This window comes from Pseudomonas sp. 8_5_2 (assembly GCF_059295255.1).
In genome coordinates this window covers 1,411,454-1,426,575 of the sequence record NZ_CM181238.1, presented here as the reverse complement: position 1 = coordinate 1,426,575, position 15,122 = coordinate 1,411,454, and the positions used below count along the sequence as shown (strand labels likewise).

General features: G+C 62.1%; 17 protein-coding genes. 11 read left to right on the top strand and 6 right to left on the bottom strand.

What is annotated here, in order from left to right; genetic code table 11:
- Position 1 precedes the first annotated feature (1 nt).
- Both AC5O5R_RS06550 and AC5O5R_RS06545 read left to right on the top strand, forming a co-directional pair.
- The gene (locus AC5O5R_RS06550; protein WP_172286182.1) at positions 2-991 is read left to right on the top strand and encodes an ABC transporter ATP-binding protein; all 990 of its coding nucleotides are present in this window, start codon (positions 2-4) and stop codon (positions 989-991) included.
- Positions 992-1,005: 14 nt separating this feature from the next.
- Positions 1,006-1,659: an HAD family hydrolase gene (locus AC5O5R_RS06545; RefSeq protein WP_172224891.1), complete on the top strand. Its 654-nt coding sequence runs from the start codon at positions 1,006-1,008 to the stop codon at positions 1,657-1,659.
- 124 nt (positions 1,660-1,783) lie between these two features.
- Here AC5O5R_RS06545 and AC5O5R_RS06540 read toward each other — a convergent pair whose 3' ends face one another.
- Complete coding sequence (locus AC5O5R_RS06540) at positions 1,784-2,746, bottom strand: NAD(P)H-quinone oxidoreductase (protein ID WP_172286183.1); 963 nt, start codon at positions 2,744-2,746, stop codon at positions 1,784-1,786.
- A 144-nt stretch (positions 2,747-2,890) separates the two neighbouring features.
- Here AC5O5R_RS06540 and AC5O5R_RS06535 point away from each other — a divergent pair, with 144 nt between their 5' ends.
- Positions 2,891-4,972, top strand: coding sequence for a carboxy terminal-processing peptidase (locus AC5O5R_RS06535; RefSeq protein ID WP_494515097.1), 2,082 nt, complete (start codon positions 2,891-2,893; stop codon positions 4,970-4,972).
- 118 nt (positions 4,973-5,090) lie between these two features.
- Positions 5,091-6,074 (top strand): EAL domain-containing protein, encoded by a 984-nt coding sequence (locus AC5O5R_RS06530; RefSeq protein ID WP_172286185.1) that lies wholly within the window; start codon positions 5,091-5,093, stop codon positions 6,072-6,074.
- Positions 6,075-6,122: 48 nt separating this feature from the next.
- Here the strand turns inward: AC5O5R_RS06530 and AC5O5R_RS06525 are convergent, their stop codons facing one another.
- The 3 genes from AC5O5R_RS06525 to AC5O5R_RS06515 all read right to left on the bottom strand — a co-directional run bounded on the left by AC5O5R_RS06525 (position 6,123) and on the right by AC5O5R_RS06515 (position 7,954).
- Positions 6,123-6,491 carry a hypothetical protein gene (locus AC5O5R_RS06525; RefSeq protein ID WP_172231955.1) on the bottom strand — a complete coding sequence of 123 codons (369 nt, stop codon included), beginning with the start codon at positions 6,489-6,491 and terminating at the stop codon, positions 6,123-6,125.
- Complete coding sequence (locus tag AC5O5R_RS06520) at positions 6,488-6,826, bottom strand: helix-turn-helix domain-containing protein (RefSeq protein ID WP_172231958.1); 339 nt, start codon at positions 6,824-6,826, stop codon at positions 6,488-6,490. Before AC5O5R_RS06520 ends, AC5O5R_RS06525 begins: the two co-directional genes overlap by 4 nt.
- Positions 6,827-7,411: 585 nt before the next feature.
- A complete protein-coding gene (locus AC5O5R_RS06515) occupies positions 7,412-7,954 on the bottom strand; it encodes a recombinase family protein (RefSeq protein ID WP_172231961.1) in 543 nt (180 codons plus the stop codon).
- Positions 7,955-8,485: 531 nt separating this feature from the next.
- Between AC5O5R_RS06515 and AC5O5R_RS06510 the strand changes: the two genes are divergently transcribed.
- Genes AC5O5R_RS06510 through AC5O5R_RS06500 form a run of 3 tightly spaced genes read left to right on the top strand, consistent with a single transcriptional unit; the run spans position 8,486 to position 9,927 of the window.
- On the top strand, positions 8,486-8,833 hold the full coding sequence (locus AC5O5R_RS06510) for a hypothetical protein (protein WP_172233085.1): 348 nt from the start codon (positions 8,486-8,488) through the stop codon (positions 8,831-8,833).
- The gene (locus tag AC5O5R_RS06505) at positions 8,830-8,982 is read left to right on the top strand and encodes a hypothetical protein (protein WP_172233088.1); all 153 of its coding nucleotides are present in this window, start codon (positions 8,830-8,832) and stop codon (positions 8,980-8,982) included. Before AC5O5R_RS06510 ends, AC5O5R_RS06505 begins: the two co-directional genes overlap by 4 nt.
- A gap of 24 nt (positions 8,983-9,006) precedes the next feature.
- Entirely contained in the window at positions 9,007-9,927 is a 921-nt protein-coding gene (locus AC5O5R_RS06500) for a hypothetical protein (RefSeq protein WP_172233091.1), read from the top strand.
- A 297-nt stretch (positions 9,928-10,224) separates the two neighbouring features.
- Here the strand turns inward: AC5O5R_RS06500 and AC5O5R_RS06495 are convergent, their stop codons facing one another.
- The gene (locus tag AC5O5R_RS06495) at positions 10,225-10,545 is read right to left on the bottom strand and encodes a hypothetical protein (RefSeq protein ID WP_494515096.1); all 321 of its coding nucleotides are present in this window, start codon (positions 10,543-10,545) and stop codon (positions 10,225-10,227) included.
- Positions 10,546-10,626: 81 nt separating this feature from the next.
- Positions 10,627-11,247: a hypothetical protein gene (locus tag AC5O5R_RS06490; RefSeq protein WP_494515095.1), complete on the bottom strand. Its 621-nt coding sequence runs from the start codon at positions 11,245-11,247 to the stop codon at positions 10,627-10,629.
- Here AC5O5R_RS06490 and AC5O5R_RS06485 point away from each other — a divergent pair.
- From AC5O5R_RS06485 to AC5O5R_RS06470, 4 genes are read left to right on the top strand one after another with little or no spacing between them, the layout of a single operon-like run.
- A complete protein-coding gene (locus AC5O5R_RS06485) occupies positions 11,197-13,380 on the top strand; it encodes a hypothetical protein (RefSeq protein ID WP_494515094.1) in 2,184 nt (727 codons plus the stop codon). The two genes, AC5O5R_RS06490 and AC5O5R_RS06485, sit on opposite strands and share 51 nt — an antisense overlap.
- Positions 13,377-13,619: a hypothetical protein gene (locus tag AC5O5R_RS06480; protein WP_172228322.1), complete on the top strand. Its 243-nt coding sequence runs from the start codon at positions 13,377-13,379 to the stop codon at positions 13,617-13,619. The genes AC5O5R_RS06485 and AC5O5R_RS06480 overlap by 4 nt, the downstream gene beginning before the upstream one ends.
- Entirely contained in the window at positions 13,612-14,130 is a 519-nt protein-coding gene (locus AC5O5R_RS06475) for a hypothetical protein (RefSeq protein ID WP_172228324.1), read from the top strand. Before AC5O5R_RS06480 ends, AC5O5R_RS06475 begins: the two co-directional genes overlap by 8 nt.
- Positions 14,127-15,095: a hypothetical protein gene (locus tag AC5O5R_RS06470; protein ID WP_172228326.1), complete on the top strand. Its 969-nt coding sequence runs from the start codon at positions 14,127-14,129 to the stop codon at positions 15,093-15,095. The genes AC5O5R_RS06475 and AC5O5R_RS06470 overlap by 4 nt, the downstream gene beginning before the upstream one ends.
- Positions 15,096-15,122 lie beyond the last annotated feature (27 nt).

Below are 15,122 nucleotides of genomic sequence, written 5' to 3'. Positions count from 1 at the left end.
CATGAGCTTCGTCAGCGTGCAAAAACTGCAGAAAAGCTACGGCGGCAGCCCGGTGTTCGAAAACATCGACTGCCATATAGAGCGTGGCGAGTTCGTCACCCTGCTGGGCCCTTCCGGTTGCGGCAAGTCCACCCTGCTGCGCTGCATCGCCGGGCTGACCCCGGTGGACAGCGGGCAGATCCTGCTCGACGGCCACGACATCGTGCCCGTCAGCCCGCAAAAACGTGGCATCGGCATGGTGTTCCAGAGTTACGCACTGTTCCCCAACATGACCGTGGAGCAGAACGTCGCCTTTGGCCTGCGCATGCAGAAGGTCAAGGCCGATGAAAGCCTGGCCCGGGTACGCGAGGTACTGGCGCTGGTGGAGCTGGGCAGCTTTGCCGGGCGCTACCCGCACCAGCTGTCTGGCGGCCAATGCCAGCGTGTGGCCTTGGCGCGTTCGCTGGTCACCCGCCCGCGCCTGCTGCTGCTGGACGAGCCGCTGTCGGCGCTGGATGCGCGCATTCGCAAGCACCTGCGCGAGCAGATTCGCGCGATCCAGCGCGAACTGGGGCTGACCACCATCTTCGTTACCCACGATCAGGAAGAAGCGCTGACGATGTCCGACCGCATCTTCCTGATGAACCAGGGGCGCATCGTCCAGAGCGGCGATGCCGAAACCCTCTACACCGCGCCGGTGGACCTGTTTGCCGCCGGCTTTATCGGCAACTACAACCTGCTCGACGCCGAAAGCGCCAGCCGCCTGCTGCAGCGCCCGGTCACCAGCCGCCTGGCCATCCGCCCAGAGTCGATCACCTTGGGCGTGAATGGTGAGCTGGACGCAGAAGTACGTAGCCACAGCCTGTTGGGCAATGTGATTCGCTACCGGGTAAACGTGCGCGAGGTGGAGTTGGTGGTCGACGTACTCAACCGTTCGCCGGCCGACCTGCACGCGGACGGGAAGCGGGTAAGCTTGTCGATCGACCCCACGGCGCTGCGGGAAGTGGCTTAAGGAGATTCAACACAATGGCACTGGCAATATTCGATCTGGACGAAACCCTGATCCATGGCGACTGCGCGTCGTTGTGGAGCGAGCAGATGGCCCGGTTGGGCTGGGTCGACGGCAAGGAGTTTGTGCGTCGCGACCATGAACTGATGGAGGCCTACGGCAAAGGCCACCTGCAGATGGAAGACTACATGGCGTTCAGCCTGGAGCCGATTGCCGGGCGTACCCTGGAAGAGGTCGAGCATCTGGTAGAGCCGTGGGTCGAGGACGTGATCGAGCCGATCATCTACGGCGACGCCTGCCGCTGCATTGCCGAGCACCGCAAGCGTGGGGATCGGATTCTGATCATTTCCGCTTCGGGGACGCACCTGGTGGGGCCGATTGCGGCGCGGCTGGGGGTGGATGAATACCTGGCGATCGAGCTGGAGGCTGTGAACGGGGTGTATACCGGCAAGACCCATGGGGTGCTGACCTACCGCGAAGGCAAGATCACCCGGTTGCTGGAGTGGCTGGATCAGGAGCAGGAGAACCTGGAGGGGGCGAGTTTCTATTCCGATTCGAGGAATGACCTTCCGTTGCTGCTGAAGGTGGATCACCCGTATGCGGTGAACCCGGATGGGGTGTTGCGTGAGCATGCCGAGACCAACAAATGGCCGATCCTGAGTTGGTCCTGAGCTTCTTGCATTGCCTGTACCGGCCCTTTCGCGGGTGAACCCGCTCCCACAGGGGATACCACAACCCTGGAACCTGTGGTGATCCCTGTGGGAGCGGGTTTACCCGCGAAGAGGCCTGACCTGCTTACACCAGGCTCGGGTCGATGACCATCACCAGCTTGCCCGACACCTGGTTGGTCTCAAGCTCGGCATACGCCGCCTGGGCAAACTCGACCGGGTAGGTATCGACCAGCTGCGGCGACAAGCGCTTTTCGGCAAACAGCGGCCACACCTGCTGCTGCAGCTCGCGCAGCAACTCGGCCTTGAAGCTGTCATCGCGGTTGCGCAGGGTGGAACCGGTAATCTCCAGGCGCTTGCCCAGCACCTGGGCAAGGTCCAGCTCGAACTTGCGCCCGCCCATCAGGCCAATGATCACCCAACGGCCGTCACGGGCCAGAACCTTCAGGTTGAGTTCACCGTAGCTGGCGCCGACCGGGTCGAGAATCACGTCGAACGGGCCGAAGCCTTCCAGCGCTTCCAGGTTTTCGTTACGCACCACGCCACCTGCGGCGCCCAGCGCCTCGCAGTAGGCCAGCCGGTCCGGCGAACCGACGCTGACCCACACCGGGCTGCCGAACGCCTTGCACAGCTGGATGGCAGCCGAACCAACGCCACTGGCACCGGCATGCACCAGCACCTTCTCACCGGCTTTCAGCGCACCCAGCTGGAAGATGTTCAGCCAGGCAGTGGCATAGACCTCCGGCAACGCCGCGGCCTCATTCAGGCTCAGGCCCTCGGGCACCGGCAGCACGTGGCGGGCATCCACCACCACTTGCTCGGCCATGGCGCCGCTGGCCAGCAGCGCACACACCCGGTCGCCGACCCGCCAGTCGGCACCGGCGCCCACTTCCTCGACCACCCCGGCGCACTCCAGCCCCATGTAAGGGCTGGCCCCCGGCGGTGGCGGGTACAACCCTTTCATCTGCAGCAGATCGGCGCGGTTCAGCCCCGCGGCGGCCACGCGAATGCGCACTTGGCCGGCGTCACAGGCCGGGCGTTCGGCCTCGACCCACTCCACATGTCCGTCAACGCCTTGCAATGCCTTCACAGTGCCTCCATAGTTGAATCATATGACCGAGCCTGGGACCGCTATGTCCCAGGCTTTTTGCAGTATGCGCCCGGCTCTGATGGAGCCGGCGAACGGAATAGACGGCCTACTATGCGTGATCAAATGCCCCCACGTCGAATCAGCATGAAGCATTTCCTTCCAAGCACCGCCCTGGCCCTGATGATCGGCCTGGGTAGCCTCACGCTCGGCGGCAATGCGGCGGCCGCCAACAAGTGGGACACCCTGCAGCCGGACCGCGACGAGATCGTCGCCAGCCTCAACGTGGTGGAATTGCTCAAGCGCCATCACTACAGCAAGCCGCCGCTGGATGACGCCCGTTCGGTCATCATCTATGACAGCTACATCAAGCTGCTGGACCCGGCGCGCAGTTACTTCACCGCGGCCGATATTGCCGAATTCGACAAATGGAAAACGCAGTTCGACGATTTCCTCAAAAGCGGCAACCTCGACCCGGGCTTCACCATCTACAAGCGCTACCTGGATCGCGTCAAGCAACGCCTGGACTTTGCCCTGGCCGAGCTGAACAAAGGTGCGGACAAGATGGACTTCTCTACCAAGGAGACCTTGCTGATCGACCGCAAGGATGCGCCGTGGCTGAAGAACCAGGCTGAACTCGACGACCTGTGGCGCAAGCGCGTCAAGGACGAAGTGCTGCGCCAGAAAATCGCCGGCAAGGAACCCAAGCAGATCCAGGAAACCCTGACCAAGCGCTACAAGAACCAGCTGGCGCGCCTGGACCAGACCCGTGCCGAGGATATCTTCCAGGCCTACATCAACACCTTCGCCCAGTCCTACGACCCGCACACCAACTACCTGTCGCCGGACAACGCGGAAAACTTCGATATCAACATGAGCCTGTCGCTCGAAGGTATCGGCGCTGTGCTGCAGAGCGACAACGACCAGGTCAAGATCGTGCGCCTGGTACCGGCAGGCCCGGCCGCCAAGACCAAACAGGTGGCGCCGGCCGACAAGATCATCGGCGTGGCCCAGGGCAACAAGGAAATGGTCGACGTGGTCGGCTGGCGCCTGGACGAAGTGGTCAAGCTGATCCGTGGCCCGAAAGGCTCGGTGGTGCGCCTGGAGGTGATCCCGGCCAGCAATGCGCCAAGCGACCAGACCAGCAAGATCGTGGCCATCACCCGCGAAGCGGTGAAGCTTGAAGAGCAGGCGGCGAAGAAGTCGGTTCTCAAGCTCAAGCAGGACGGGCGTGACTACAAGCTGGGCATCATCGAGATCCCGGCCTTCTACCTGGACTTCAAGGCCTACCGCGCCGGCGACCCGGAGTACAAGAGCACCACCCGTGACGTGAAGAAGCTGCTCACCGAACTGCAGAAAGAGAAAGTCGACGGCGTGGTCATCGACCTGCGCAACAACGGCGGCGGCTCGCTGCAGGAAGCCACCGAGCTGACCAGCCTGTTCATCGAAAAAGGCCCGACCGTGCTGGTGCGCAATAGCGATGGCCGCGTCGACGTGCTGGAAGACGAAAACCCCGGTGCCTTCTACAAAGGCCCGCTGGCACTGCTGGTCAACCGCCTGTCGGCCTCGGCCTCGGAGATCTTCGCCGGTGCCATGCAGGACTACCACCGCGCCCTGATCATCGGCGGCCAGACCTTCGGCAAAGGCACCGTGCAGACCATCCAGCCGCTCAACCATGGCGAGCTGAAGCTGACCCTGGCCAAGTTCTACCGGGTGTCCGGGCAGAGTACCCAGCACCAGGGCGTGCTGCCCGACATCGACTACCCGTCGATCATCGACACCAAGGAAATTGGCGAGAGCGCCCTGCCCGAGGCCATGCCGTGGGACACCATCCGCCCGGTGGTCAAGCCGGCGGCCGACCCTTTCAAGCCGTACCTGGCCCAGCTCAAGGCGCAGCATGAAGCGCGCAGCGACAAGGACGCCGAGTTCACTTACATCCGCGACCGCCTGGCCCTGACCCAGAAGCTGATGAACGAAAAAACCGTCAGCCTCAACGAGCAGGACCGCCGTGCACGCCACGACGATATCGAGGCCAAGCAGCTGGCGCTGGAAAACATCCGCCGCAAGGCCAAGGGTGAAGAGCCGCTCAAAGAGCTGAAGAAAGAGGACGAAGACGCGCTGCCGGCCGAGGATGACAACACCAAGCCGGAAGACGATGCCTACCTGTCCGAAACCGGCCGCATCCTGATCGACTACCTCAGCGCCAGCACCAAGGTGGCCAAGAAGTAAGGCACAGTGACAGTGATGGCAGATTAATGTGACCTGTCATCATACAGTCATAGCGCTGTCGTGAAATATAAGGGCCGGGCATGCAGATGCCCGGCCCTTTCATTTTCAGGAATACGTCATGACCGTTGCCGAACAGCTCAGTGCCTTGAGCGCCATTCTGGCTCAAAGCCGCATTCACAGCCTGTTTCAACCGATCATGTGCCTGAGCGAGCAACGGGTATTCGGCCATGAGGCGCTGAGCCGTGGGCCGTCGAACAGCCCGCTGCACGCACCGCTCAACCTGTTTACGGTGGCCCGCCAGGCCGGCCGACTGACCGAGCTGGAGGCCGCTTGCCGGGAAAGTGCTTGCCGCCGCTTCAGCGAGCAACAGTTGCAGGGCAAGCTGTTTCTCAACGTCTCGCCAGAATCGCTGCTGGAACCGCACTACCCCTCCGGCCTTACCCTGAAACTGCTCGAACAGGTCGGGCTGCCGCCAAGCCGGGTGGTGATCGAGCTGACCGAGCACACCCCCACCGACGACTTCCAGCTGCTGTCCAATGCCCTGCACCACTACCGCGACATGGGCTTTTCGATTGCCATCGACGATCTGGGCGCAGGATATTCGAGCCTGCGCCTGTGGTCGGAGCTGCGCCCTGAATACGTGAAGATCGACCGCCATTTCATCGACGGCATCCACCGTGATCCGCTCAAGCGCGAGTTCGTGGGTTCGATATTACAGATTGCCCGAGCGTCCAAGGCGCAGGTTATTGCCGAAGGTATCGAGCTGGCAGAGGAGCTGGCGGTGCTGGTGGAGATGGGCGTGGACCTGGTGCAGGGTTACCTGCTGGGGCGACCGCAGGAGCTGGGCGTGCGTGAGGCCAGGCCGTTGCCGGTATCGATCAGCGTGCCGTTGGCCGAACAGCCGACGGTGCGGCTCAATGCCACGATCGGGCAGCTGCTGGAGTTGTTCGGTCGGCATCAGCACCTGGATGCATTGCAGGTGGTCGATGCCGATGGCAGGCCTTGTGGGTTGATTCACAGGGATGCGTTCCCTGTCATGGCCCTATCACCGGCAAGCCAGCTCCCACACAGGTACAGCGCAAAGGCTCAAGGCCTGTGGTGAACCTGTGGGAGCTGGCTTGCCGGCGATAGGGCCGGTACAGGTAAAGACTCAGGCTGTTTCGGGATAGCAGTACTCGAACACCCGCACCACCTCGGAGGCATGCCATGACGCCGCTTCCATGCCATCCACCGGCCCGGAAAAACGCCCAAGCCGCTCCACGCACTCAAAAAAGCCGGTACGCGGCAAACGGCTGGCACCCTGGCTGATCACCAGCGAGCTGCGCAGTGGCTGCTCGGCGCGGGCATCGAGCAGCGCCAGGTATTCCAACGCCGCGGTCAGCGTCTGCATGGCCGGGCTGGGCAGTTGCAAGCGCTCGATCAGCGCTCGGTACGTCAGCAGGTGACGTTGACGACGGGCCAGGTCAAGCTCGCCCAGCAGGTTATCCCAGTGCTGACGGCTGATCCTGACCTGGCTCATGATGGCTCGCTCCAGCCCGCCACACCCAGGTGCCACGCCAGGGCGCGGCGGATGGCGGCATCGGGCTGACGCTCACCCGACTCGATCATGGCCAGGTACGCCGGGCTGACCCCGACATTGCGCGCCAGTTGCTCAGGGGCAATGCCCCTGGCCTGACGAATCTGCCCTACTTCACTGAACCCCGGCAACGGCGCTTCGGCAGCGCTGCTGGCCGCTTCACCGACAACCGCCTCGGTGGGTGCCTGCCCGGCGGCCTTCAGCAGGGCCTGATACTGCTCCCAGGGAACCACGGCGTACTCGGGCTGACCGTCCCGGCTGATGACCTGAATACCCATTACAAACCCCTTAAAAATGGATTACCGCATGTAATCCGTGCAGCCTATCTACTATGGGGATTAGGCGACGAATGGCGCCGTCTGTGCCCCCAATCATGCCCCAAGCGAGGCCGGATTCGACCATAGCAAAAGGCAATCGGGGTGCTCCCCTTCCGTTATATCTCATTGTAAGCGGTTTCTGGCGCCAGTGCTCAGGCAGGCCCGAGGGGCAAACGTGGGGTGGTGTATGGGGGTCGACGTCTAGGGTCCGCGAATGATGGCACTGCTGAAATTATTAGTTTTAGTAGTCTGATTTATTAGGTCTGATGGCACAGGTGATAAGGCTGGAATGTGCAGCACAGAGCGGTCGTTTATTATATTTATTACTTTTATTACTTTTTTCTAATAAATAGAGAGAGAGAGAGAGAGTACAGGTGTACACTGGAAATCTCATAGGCGTAATAGCGCTGTGCTGATAGCGCCAGCGGCGGCGCCGGGTAGGGCTCATTAGGTAATAAAACCAATAAAGCTAATAATGACCGCTCTAGCACGCGGGTTTGAGCCCTATTAGGTTGCCTTATTAGCCCGATTATTAGGTTGTTACGATCATCCCCGAGCAGCCTTCACCGCCCGCTGAACTGTGCTCAGTGACACACCCAACTTGGATGCGGCATCCCGGTACGACATGCCGTTGTCGATTGCCCCAAGGATCGCTGCGGTATCCGTCTGTTTCGCCCCACCCTTGTACACCCCTCGGGCCTTCGCCTTGGCAATGCCTTCCGCCTGGCGCTCCAGCAGCCTGGCACGCTCAAACTGTGCAACGACGGCCAGGATACCCAGCTGCAGGTTACTCGCGGCTGTGCCGTCGCAGTGGAGCGCACCGTCCTTCACGAAACGAACAGCCACACCCCGGCCATTGAGTTCCTGCATCAACGCCAGCAGATCCACCAGGGAGCGGCTCAGGCGGTCGACACTGTGCACCCATAGGGTATCCCCAGCTCGCAGCACTTCGAGCGCCACGCGCAGCTGTGGGCGGTCCACGGTGCTACCGCTGCAGGTATCGGTGAACACCTTGTCCAGTTGCATGCCATCAAGCTGGCGCTCGGTGCTTTGGTCAGCGGTACTGACGCGGATGTATCCAACGTTCATGGTGCCCACCTCTGTGTTCATCAGGGTCTAGATGTATTCACGGTGGCACCGTTTACCCCTCCAATCAAGCGCGCAGCCCAAGCAAGTGTATTCATCCGACGCGCGGTCAACAGGCTATACCCTGATGAATACATGGGCGAAGGTCGCCGGCTGTGCCCAATCGCCCCCTGGAAAAGGGTCTGGGAGCGGAATAGTCGACCCCGCCCGGTACTCGTATCGTCCTTCCAGAACGTTACACAATTACATATAGGGTCTGAAACCCTGACACCCCCGTCCCGAGCCCAAACCCGTGTGAATGAAAAACGTCCTTCGGAATTCCCGGAAAAATTTTCCGTAAATTTCAGCCACTTATTTTAAGTCACCACCTAAAAAACCTGTGCCAATAAGCGTAACAACCCGCCCTGTAGAGGAAGCCGCATATACTCTATATTGCCAAGTTCAACAAGTACCGTCCGTCTAATCACGATTGTTCATAACTCGACACCGGAATATTCTGTAGGCAAGCAGAAAATCCACTCAACGGTGGGCGCCATGAACGATCAAAACATCAGCCTCGCAGCAACCGCCGCCCTCGCCGGGGTTGACGCCAGCTGGCTGTGCCGCCACCGCGCCGAACTCCCCACAGCTGTACCCGCCCACACCGGAGAACCCGGCAGGCCGTACCTCGCGTACACCACCCACGACCTCGCCGCATTCGCCCTGGAACACACTGCGCACTTGAGCGAGGCGGAGTGCCGGCTAGCCCTTGCGATTGCCCGCGCCACCCAAAAGCGCCACCGCAAGACAGCCGGCTTCTGTGCCGGAGCGACCGACCCCATTACCGGCCAGGTCGAACTGGTCCGCATCTACGCCGAACCCAGCCTGGAGCCACAGCCATGAACTTCGCCACCGCCCTCACCATGCCTGCCACCCCGCCAGCTGATACACCTGCACAGCGCAAGGCCGACCGCACCCACGCGCAGATGCTGCGCCTGGCCACTGCTCTGTGCCGATGCCACCTGCTGCCGGCCAGCAACACGGTTCACTGACCCACACGACCAGGGGAAATCATCATGGCTACTTTCGCGGACATTTTTAGCCAGGAGAATGTCGGCAACCTGCTCGCAGACCCGCGCCTGATGCTCGGCCTCAAACTCATGTCGCAGGGCCGGCAAGGATCCAGCAGCCAGGCCCTCGGTCAGGCTGGTAGCGAAGCTGCTGTGCTGATGGGCGAACAGCGCCGCCAGCAGGAATTGGCCCAGTACCGCCAGCAGATGACCGCGCTGCAGGCGCAGCAGATGCAGATGCGCCAGCAGGCAGCAGACGCCAAGGCAGCGCAACAGGCGCAGTATCAGGAGCGCCTGCAAGACCCCAGCTTCCTCGACCAGCTGAGCCCCACCGCCCGGCAGATGGCCGGCCTTGGCGTAAACCCGGACGACCTGATCCGGGCAATCAACAGCGATAACCTGGCGCAGCACCGTGACGCAACCCTGGCCCAGCAGCAGGCGCAGTTCGCTACCCGCGAAGGCCGCATCGGTGCCAATCAAGGTGGTTCCTCCGGACCGCGTATGCCTACCCAGCGCCAGGTGCTCGACGAGCCCTTGGGCGATGGCCGTATGCAGCGCCATGTGCTCAACCTGCAGACGGGCCAATACGAACCTTACGGCGAGCCATTCAACCAATACAGCCCTGGCCGCAAGGCCAACGCCGGTGCTGATGCGGCCGTCGACGAAATCCTGGGCAACACAGGCCCATCCGCTGCCGAGGCTTTACCCGGTACTGGCAACCTGCAGAGCTACGCGCCACAGCAACAACAGCCGGTCGGTGTGCTGCCAATGGCCGCTAGTGGCGGTGGTGCAGCCAAGACCGAGAAACGTGTACCAGGCCAAGCACAGATTGCCACCCCGACGACCAAGGCGGAATACGACGCCCTGCCGGCCGGTGCGCAGTACATCGACCCTGTGAGCGGCAAGACCGCCACCAAACGAGGTTAACGTGCGATGGCATTTTCCGCCTTTGGGGACGAACTCCCCGACGACCCAACGCCGCCTGACCCTGCTGCGCCTCAACCGCAGAAGGCGCCAGCGCAGCCGCAGGTAAGCGCATTTGGTGATCCGCTGTCGGCGTTCGGTGATGCCATCGACAACGATGTGCCACCCGCAGAGCAGGCCGGCTATCTGGGTCGCATCGAATCAGCCATCGACAACAGCATGCTTGGTGACTACGGCCGGTCGGTCGCCCGTGGTGGCGTAGGCGTCGGTGATGCTGTAGCTGGCATCGCAGGCCTGCTCTCAGGCGGGGCTATTCCCGAAGCCATCGGGTATGACACTCGCGGCGTTCGCAATTACCTTGACCAGCACGACACGCCCGACCGCCAAGCCTCGCGCCAGGCGCTGGATCAGGCAAAAGGTATTGGTGGCACGCTGCAGGCTCTGGCAGAAAACCCAGGCAATGTCCCGCACCTGATCGCTGAATCTGTGCCGTCCATGCTGGCCGGTGGTGGCATCGGTCGTGGCGTAGCATTGGGCGTGAAGGCCCTCGGTGCTGCCCCAGCAGTTGCAGGTGTGGTCGGGGCGGGTACTGGCGAGGGCATCGTCGCAGCTGGTCAGCAAGCAGAGCAAACCCGGCAAGCTACGGGCACGCTGCCCCCCGGCCAATCCGGCCTCGCGCTTCTGTCGGGCATCGGTACTGGTCTACTCGGTGCGGCTGGGGCACGTATCGGTCGCAAGCTGGGTGTAGCGGACATTGACGCGCAGATGGCTGGCGCAGGCGGTGTCGACGTCGCCAAGGGCTTGGTCAACCGCTCGTTGATCGGGACCGGTATCGAGAGCCTGGAAGAACTCAGCCAAAGCGGGCAGCAGCAGGTACTGACCAATTTGGCGACCGACCGCCCAGCCATGGAAGGCGTCGACAAGTCCATGTTGCTCGGTGGCGTAGTCGGCGGCGCCATGGGCGGTGCTGCCAGCCTTCGCCGGCCAACCCTCAACAACCAGGCAGAACAGCCGCCAGCGCCACCTGCTGCAGCGCCACAAGCCGAAGCCATGGCTACCCCTGCGCCCGAGCAGATCGCGCCACAGGCAGCGCCCGAGCCGGCCCCACAGCCTGTGCCGCAACCTGTGCCGAAAACACCGTTCGCGGGTAGCCAGGACGTGGCGCCATTGCTCGACAATCTTGGGGTGCAGGGCGAGCAGCGCACCCGCTCGCTCGACTTGCTGCGCCCAGCTGAACAAGACATCGAAGCCCGCCGCCGTGGTGTCGTGACCATGGATGAACAACGCCGCCTGGCCAACCTGATAGGCCTCGACGGTGCACAAGCCCAAGCCTTTAGCCGCAGGATCGGCCAAGCTTGGAACGCCGAGCAAATCATTGCTGGCACCGATCTGGTAAGCGACCGACTCAAGACGGTGATGGAGCAGCAGCAACGCATCGCCAGCGGCCAGGCCAGCGACCTGGAAAAGGCCTCCTTTGTGCAAGATCTGGGCGACCTGAAAACGGTGTTCGGCGAACTGATGGGCGCACGCGCCGAGAGTGGCCGAGCACTTGCAGCCCAAAGACGCCAGGTCCAGAACATCAACGATGCACAGCGAATCCTCGAAGGCCTTGGCGGTGTTCAAGGTGCTGATGATCTCGCCGCTGCAATCGGAAAAGCAGTACAGGCTGGCGGCGTGCAGAACCTGGCGAAGCTGGTCGGCCAGCCCGAAGGCAAGATGCAGCGCTTGTTCGGCTACTACTACCGGGCAGCGCTGCTGAGCGGCGTGCGCACCCATGCGGTGAACATCGCCAGCAACACAGCTGTGCTCGGTAACGAAGTCATTGAACGCGGCATTGCGGCCGGCATCGGCGGTATCAAGCGCTTGGCTACTGGTGGTAAATCCGGTCAAACCGTTTTCGCGGAACCCATAGACCTATTGATAGGTATGAGTCGGGGCATGTCGAAAGCCGGCACGGCAGCCGCCGACGCTTTTCGTACTGGCGAATCGGCGGTACTGGGTGGCATGGCAAAGCAGGACAATAGCCAGGGCCTGAACAACACCCCACGCCAGCCCGGTGTACTGGGTGGTGCAGCCTTCGCCGCTAACCGCGCTGCTAGCCTGCCTTACCGCGCCCTCGGTGCCGAGGATGCCTGGTTCGCTACGTTGAACTATGAAGCCGAACTGCGCACCCTGGCACGCCGCGAAGCGCTGGTCGAGAAGCGCCAAGGTCAACTGCCCAGCGGGGTGAAGTTCAGCCAGCGCATTGAACAGCTTGTGCAAAACCCTACCGCCAAGATGATCGAAGCGGCTGGCGAACACGCCCGCAACAACACGTTCAACAATAAAGCCGGTGCGTTTGCCAGCGCGATCATGTCAGCCAAGGCCAAAGCTCCCTGGCTTAACCTGATTGTGCCCTTCGTGCGCACCCCGGATAACATCGTAAAGTTTGGCCTCAAGCGCACTCCGGCAGCGCCGCTGCTCGCAGACGTTCGGGAGGATCTGATGGCGGGTGGTGCCAAGCAGGAGCGGGCCATTGCGCGCATTCTGTGGGGTACTGGCGTCATGGTTGGCGCCGGCATGTTGGCCCAGGCGGGTTACATCACTGGTGCCGGCCCCGACGACAAGAAGGAACGCCAAGCCCTGCTGGCCAGCGGGTGGCGCCCATACAGCATCAAAGTCGGCGGCAAGTATTACGAGTACAACCGACTCGACCCCTTCGCACAGTGGCTCGGCCTGGCCAGCGATATGGCCACCCTTAAGTACGACGAAAAGGATGGCGCCGACATCGCAGCCAATGTGCTCGGCTCGTTGGTGAACAACACCATCAACAAAACGTACATGCAGGGCCTGTCGAACTTCGTGGAGTTCCTGCAGGACCCCAAGCGCAACGGCGAATGGTATCTGCGCCAGCAAGCCGGAACGATGGCACAGCCTTTCACGCTGCTGAGCAACATTGCCAGTGAGCAAGATCCGTTCGCACGGGAAACCAACTCTGTGCTGGATCAGATCAAGTACCGAATGCCGGGCCTGCGCACCGATCTGCCTACGCGTCTTGACCAGTTTGGCGAACCCATGGCGAACCGCACGTACCCAGGCGGGCCTTTCTCCATTGCCGCACCTATCGCCCAGTCGCAGGAAAGCTCAGACCCCCTGCGCCAGGAAGCAGCGCGCATCGGCTGGACACCTTCGACTGCTGCAGATCACTTCACGTCCGGCAAGGTCCGCCATGAACTGACACCTACGCAGTACCACGAATACACCCAGCTGATTGGCCAGATCACCGCCAACAATGCGCGCCGACTCATGGCTTCCAAAGGCTGGTCCGCGCTCGACGACGACCAGAAGCGCGATGCCTTGGACAAGTCCGCAAAGAAAGCTCGCGATGCGGTGAAGCTGGCGATGATCCCTTACCTGACTTCGGGCAAACGCGCTGCCCTCGACAGACTGCGCGGCCAACTGGAGGCGCAACGATGAACACCAATATCGAACAAGCCAAGGTCGCTGTCCGCGATGCACAGGGCAATTACGACCGCCTGTGCCGGGCATACGAAATGCTGGGGCCACAGCTGGCACAGGCTGAGCAGGCACTGAATGCCGCACGCTTCAAACTGGCTCGCGCCACGCAGGAAGCCGGGTTCGCTGGCCAACGTGAAAACGAAATCGCAGCGTTGACCGCTGCGCTCAACGACGCCAAGGGGAATCGCCATGTTTGACCGCAGCCAGATTTTGCAGCTCCGCAACGACGCCGCGCTCGCGGCCATCGACACCAAGCGTGCCCGCATCGAGCCAGCAGACGACGGCGGTTTCGTTGTGATCATCGGCGCACCCGTGGTCGATATTTCCAGGCTGCTGGAAACGCTCCCACCAAGCCGCGTCGAAACCCGCAGTGCAATAGAGGCTGAGGGCCAGATGCTTCATGCACTGCTGACGATTCAGCGCAAAGAGCGTCAAGTCGTGCGTAGCGGGATCGTCGGCTGGACACCCGAGCAGATCACCCGCCGACCACTCGACCCCGCCGAGCTGGCGGACTACCAGGCCAAGGTATCGCACGCGACGAAAGTCGCACAGCTGCAGCGTGAACTGTCCCAGGCCATCGACCGCCGTGTGCGTGCCGAGCAAGACCAGCGCTCTGCCGATGAATTGGCGGAACGCTATGGCCTGACACAGCAGTCCAGTCCAGCCGCCAGCACACCTAGGCGCGCCCGCGCAGGAGTATCGAAATGAGCGAAGAACAAACCCAAGACGATTTCCTCGGTGAGATCGCAGCAGCGGCCACTGGCAGTGCTGGCATCCCTGACGACGTGAACGTCAACGATGCTGTGCCCAACGACGTCGCCGATCAGGTTGAGGCCTATGACGAGCACGCTGAGCGCCGTGACGAACATTTGGCCCAGGCCGACGACCAGGGTAACGAAGATCCCGCTGATGACAGCCAGGGCAAAGGTCGCCACCAGAAAGTCCCACTCGGTGCCCTGCAGGAAGAGCGGGCACGTCGCCAGCAAGCACAGGCCGAACTGGCACAACTGCAGCAGCGGCTCGCGCAGATCGAGGCGCAGACGCAGCAGCTGGCCCAGCAGCAACAGCAGGCGCAGCAACAGGCCGAAATCCCAGCGTTCGTCGACGACCCCGAGGGCCACCTGAACGGACTCAAGGCGCAATTCCAGCAGGAGCTGGAGAACCTCCGCCAGGGCCAGGCCCAATCCCAACAGTTTGTGCAGGAGCAGCAATTCCGCGCGCAGGTCAACGAGGTCGCGCAGGACACAGTGAAGTTGGAAGCAGAGGTCCGTAGTCAGCGACCAGATTACGACGCAGCGGTGGCGCATATGGACGCCCTTGCCATCGAGCACATTAAGCAGGCGTACCCCGGTGCGACCGAGCAACAGATTCGAGAAACCCAAGCCACCGCGCTGCTGCAGTTCGCGCTGCAGTGTCGCCAACAGGGGATCAACCCAGCACAGGCCATGTACGAACGTGCTGTGGCTACCGGCTTCCAGGGATCGCACCGCTCTGTGCGTTCGCAGCCCGCGCGACAAGCTCCTACCAGCCTGTCGAGCGTCAGCGGCTCCAGTCGTGCACCGGACCAGCGCGGTAACGTCTCGGCAAAGGACATTGCCAGTATGAGCAATGCGGACTTCGACAAGTTCTTCAACGAAATGGCTGCTGGGTCGACCCAGCGCCCGGCCTTTTGACGTGGGGCAATGCCCCCAGGAGTGTGC

What these genes read in the sequence shown, in the direction of transcription:
- AC5O5R_RS06550 (WP_172286182.1), top strand. Translation starts at nt 2, where the DNA reads ATGAGCTTCGTCAGCGTGCAAAAACTGCAGAAAAGCTACGGCGGCAGC.
- AC5O5R_RS06545 (WP_172224891.1), top strand. Translation starts at nt 1,006, where the DNA reads ATGGCACTGGCAATATTCGATCTGGACGAAACCCTGATCCATGGCGAC.
- AC5O5R_RS06535 (WP_494515097.1), top strand. Translation starts at nt 2,891, where the DNA reads ATGAAGCATTTCCTTCCAAGCACCGCCCTGGCCCTGATGATCGGCCTG.
- AC5O5R_RS06530 (WP_172286185.1), top strand. Translation starts at nt 5,091, where the DNA reads ATGACCGTTGCCGAACAGCTCAGTGCCTTGAGCGCCATTCTGGCTCAA.
- AC5O5R_RS06525 (WP_172231955.1), bottom strand. Translation starts at nt 6,491, where the DNA reads ATGAGCCAGGTCAGGATCAGCCGTCAGCACTGGGATAACCTGCTGGGC.
- AC5O5R_RS06520 (WP_172231958.1), bottom strand. Translation starts at nt 6,826, where the DNA reads ATGGGTATTCAGGTCATCAGCCGGGACGGTCAGCCCGAGTACGCCGTG.
- AC5O5R_RS06515 (WP_172231961.1), bottom strand. Translation starts at nt 7,954, where the DNA reads ATGAACGTTGGATACATCCGCGTCAGTACCGCTGACCAAAGCACCGAG.
- AC5O5R_RS06510 (WP_172233085.1), top strand. Translation starts at nt 8,486, where the DNA reads ATGAACGATCAAAACATCAGCCTCGCAGCAACCGCCGCCCTCGCCGGG.
- AC5O5R_RS06505 (WP_172233088.1), top strand. Translation starts at nt 8,830, where the DNA reads ATGAACTTCGCCACCGCCCTCACCATGCCTGCCACCCCGCCAGCTGAT.
- AC5O5R_RS06500 (WP_172233091.1), top strand. Translation starts at nt 9,007, where the DNA reads ATGGCTACTTTCGCGGACATTTTTAGCCAGGAGAATGTCGGCAACCTG.
- AC5O5R_RS06485 (WP_494515094.1), top strand. Translation starts at nt 11,197, where the DNA reads ATGGATGAACAACGCCGCCTGGCCAACCTGATAGGCCTCGACGGTGCA.
- AC5O5R_RS06480 (WP_172228322.1), top strand. Translation starts at nt 13,377, where the DNA reads ATGAACACCAATATCGAACAAGCCAAGGTCGCTGTCCGCGATGCACAG.
- AC5O5R_RS06475 (WP_172228324.1), top strand. Translation starts at nt 13,612, where the DNA reads ATGTTTGACCGCAGCCAGATTTTGCAGCTCCGCAACGACGCCGCGCTC.
- AC5O5R_RS06470 (WP_172228326.1), top strand. Translation starts at nt 14,127, where the DNA reads ATGAGCGAAGAACAAACCCAAGACGATTTCCTCGGTGAGATCGCAGCA.